Here is a 3,209-nt window from a genome sequence, read left to right on the forward strand (position 1 = left end):
AAGAACCCGTTGATTCAGCATTTCGTCAGTTTTTCTCTAGGGACACTGCGCAGATGGCTGGCGGTCTGGCCGCCGGGCAGGGCAGCGATCCTGTCGGCGGCCTGGAGCAGGCGACAGAGATCGATGCCGGTGTGTACCCGCCCGCCGTGCAGCGCATAGACCAGATCCTCGGTGGCGGTATTGCCGGTGGCGCCGGGAGCGAAGGGACAACCCCCCAGCCCGGCGGTGGAGACATCCAGTGCCGTCGCGCCGTGGTGCAGGGCGAACAGGGCGTTGGCCACCCCCATGCCGTAGGTGTCGTGGCCGTGAAACGCCCAGCGCAGCTGGCCATCGCGGTAACGCTCGCCGAGTCGGCTGAAGTGCTCTGCGACCTGGTAGGGCGTGGCCCGGCCGGTGGTATCGCAGAGCGCGACTTCCAACTCGATGCCCCGGGTCGTCTCCAGAGCCGGGGCCAGCACCGCCTCGACCTGCGGCCAAGCGATGCGACCATCGAAAGGGCAGTCGAAACTCGTGCCCAGGTCCAGTCGCAGACGTATGCCGCCCGGCTCGTCCAGGGTGCGCAGGCGTTCGACGATGGCCGCCAGGCCCGCCAGGGAGTCGGCGACACCCTGGCGCACGTTGCTCCGGTTATGCGTCTCGGAAACCGAGACCACGAACACCAGCTCGCGAATGCCGCTGGCCAGCGCCAGTTCGGCGCCCTTGAGGTTGGGAACCAGCGCCGCTAGACGGACACCCGGCCGGTCGACGAAGGCCGCGACGATCTCGCCGATATCCGCCATCTGCGGGACCGCCCTGGGGCTGACGAAGGAGCCGATCTCGAGCCGCGTGATACCGGCGTCGAGCAATGCCTGGATACAGCGAATTTTCTCCGCAGTGGGCAACGGGTCGCCGATCGACTGAAAACCGTCCCGGGGCGCGACCTCGACGATATCGACGTGGGCCGGCGGGGTGAGCAGGCTCATGCGGGGGCCTCCTTGGATGACATGTTCAGCCAGTTGATGACGCCGCCGGCGGAAAGAATGGCTTGCTGGCGTTTGCTGAGGTCGTGGCGCAGGCGCAGTTGCGCGCCGTTGCCCAGGGTGGCGACAACCTCGTGACCCCGGGCCAATTGCCCACGCAGATCCTCGATGCGCAGCCGTGCGCCCCGGTCGAGACGCTCCAAGTCCGCCGGATCGGCGAAAGTCAGCGGCAGCACCCCGAAGCACGGCAGGTTCTGCCAGTGGATGCGGGCGATGCTCCTGGCGATCACCACCTGCAGGCCCAGAAAGCGCGGCACCAGGGCGGCGTTCTCGCGACTCGACCCCTGGCCGTAGTTGTCGCCGGCGACGATGACATGCCCGGCCGCGCCCTGTTCCCGGGCACGTTCGACATAGCCGCCGTCCACCGCCTCGAAGGTGTGCGCGGCGGAAGCCTCGATATTGCTCCAGATCGGCAGTACCCGGGCCCCGGCCGGCATGATGTCGTCGGTGGAGATGTTGTCGCCGACCTTGAGCAGCACCGGCGCGTCGAGGGTATCGGGCAGCGGTTCCAGTGCCGGCAGCGGCGGGGTGTTGTCCGTGGCCAGCAGGTTCACGTTGCGGGCCTCTTCCGGCGGCAGCGGCGGCACGAACATCGCTTCATCCACCGCCATGTCCCCGGGTTCCCGTGGGCGGGGGCAGGGCATATCCAGGGTGCGGGGATCGGTGATCACTCCTTGGAGTGCCGAGGCGGCAGCAGTTTCCGGGCTGCACAGGAAGACACTGTCCTCCCGGGTGCCGGAGCGTCCGGGGAAATTGCGCGGCACGGTGCGCAGGCTGTTGCGCCCGGCGGCAGGCGCCTGGCCCATGCCGATACAGCCGTTGCAGCCGGGTTCATGCAGGCGCGCGCCGGCACCGATCAAGGCGGCAAGATGGCCCTCGTCGATCAGCGCCGAAAGTATCTGCCGCGTCGAGGGGTTGATGTCCAGCGAGACACCGTCGGCGACCCGCCGCCCCTTGACGATCTCGGCGGCCACCGCGAAATCCCGATAGCCGGGATTGCCCGAGGAACCGATATAGGCCTGATAGACCGGCTCGCCGATCGCCTCGCACACCGGCACCACCTTGTCCGGGCTCGAGGGCAGGGCGATCAGCGGCTCGAGTCGCGACAGGTCGATGTGCTCGTCGCGGTCGTAGCGACAGCCCGAGTCGGCGGCCAGCGGCTGCCAGTCGCCTTCGCGACCGCGCGAGGCCAGGAAGCGGCGCGTGACCTCGTCGCTGGGAAACACGCTGGTCGTCGCGCCCATCTCGGTGCCCATGTTGGCCAGCACATGGCGATCCATGGCATCGAGCCCGGCTAGTCCCGGGCCGTGGTATTCGAGAATGCAGTTCCTGAACCCGGCCACCCCGTGGCGGCGCAGCAGTTCGAGCACGATGTCCTTGGCGCTGACCCACTCGGGCAACTCGCCGGTCAGTTCCACCCCGACGATCGTGGGCATGGGCAAGAACAGCGGCTCGCCGGCCATGGCAAGGGCCACCTCGATGCCACCGGCACCGATCGCCAGCATGCCCAGGGCGCCGGCGGCCGTGGTATGGCTGTCGCAACCCACCAGACTGTCACCGGGCCTGCCGAAGCGCTCCATGTGCACCGGATGGCTGATGCCGTTGCCCGGGCCGCTGTACCACACGCCGAGGCGCTCGCAGGCGCTCTTCAGGAACAGGTGGGCATCGGCATTGATGTTGTCCTGCTGGATCAGGGTATGGTCGATGTACTGCACGCTGGGCGAGGTGCGGACCCGGTCGACGCCCATGGCATCGAGTTCGAGCATCACCAGGGTGCCGAGGATGTCCTGCAGCAGGGCCTGGTCCATGCGCAGGGCAATCTCCTCACCCGGCACCATTTTCCCGTCGATCAGGTGGGCGGCAATCAGCTTGTGGCTCAGCGTCTCGGCCCTCGGGTTCTCAGCCATGGGGAGACTCCTCCCAGGTGGGGTGAATCAGGTGCTGGCCGGCACGGCGCGTCAACGGACTTTGCCTGCCAAGCAGGGCGGCGCTGGCACTTGTGGCGATGCTAGCGGCAGGGCCAGGGCAATGACCGTGGAGGTCATGGAAGTCGGTAGCTTGTTCATGATGTTTCTCGGGGTCTTGTTGTTGTTGTCAAGCAATAGCGTCTCGAGCGCCGCTTTGCAATCCCCGTGGGAGCTCGCTTCAGCGAGCGAGGGTTGACCGGCATCGCCCGGTGAACCGGGCTCC

3 protein-coding genes are annotated in these 3,209 nt (G+C 67.5%); all 3 read right to left on the reverse strand.

The annotated features are described in order from the left end of the window. Window positions 1-14: 14 nt before the first annotated feature. Entirely contained in the window at window positions 15-962 is a 948-nt protein-coding gene (locus BUA41_RS18655; protein ID WP_072825718.1) for a hydroxymethylglutaryl-CoA lyase, read from the reverse strand. Further along, on the reverse strand, window positions 959-2,926 hold the full coding sequence (locus tag BUA41_RS18660; protein WP_072825720.1) for an aconitate hydratase: 1,968 nt from the start codon (window positions 2,924-2,926) through the stop codon (window positions 959-961). Before BUA41_RS18660 ends, BUA41_RS18655 begins: the two co-directional genes overlap by 4 nt. A gap of 51 nt (window positions 2,927-2,977) precedes the next feature. Beyond that, a partial coding sequence (locus tag BUA41_RS19410) for a hypothetical protein (RefSeq protein WP_217652850.1) occupies window positions 2,978-3,209 on the reverse strand: 232 nt, incomplete at its 5' end.

This window comes from Modicisalibacter ilicicola DSM 19980 (assembly GCF_900128925.1).
GTDB lineage: Bacteria > Pseudomonadota > Gammaproteobacteria > Pseudomonadales > Halomonadaceae > Modicisalibacter > Modicisalibacter ilicicola.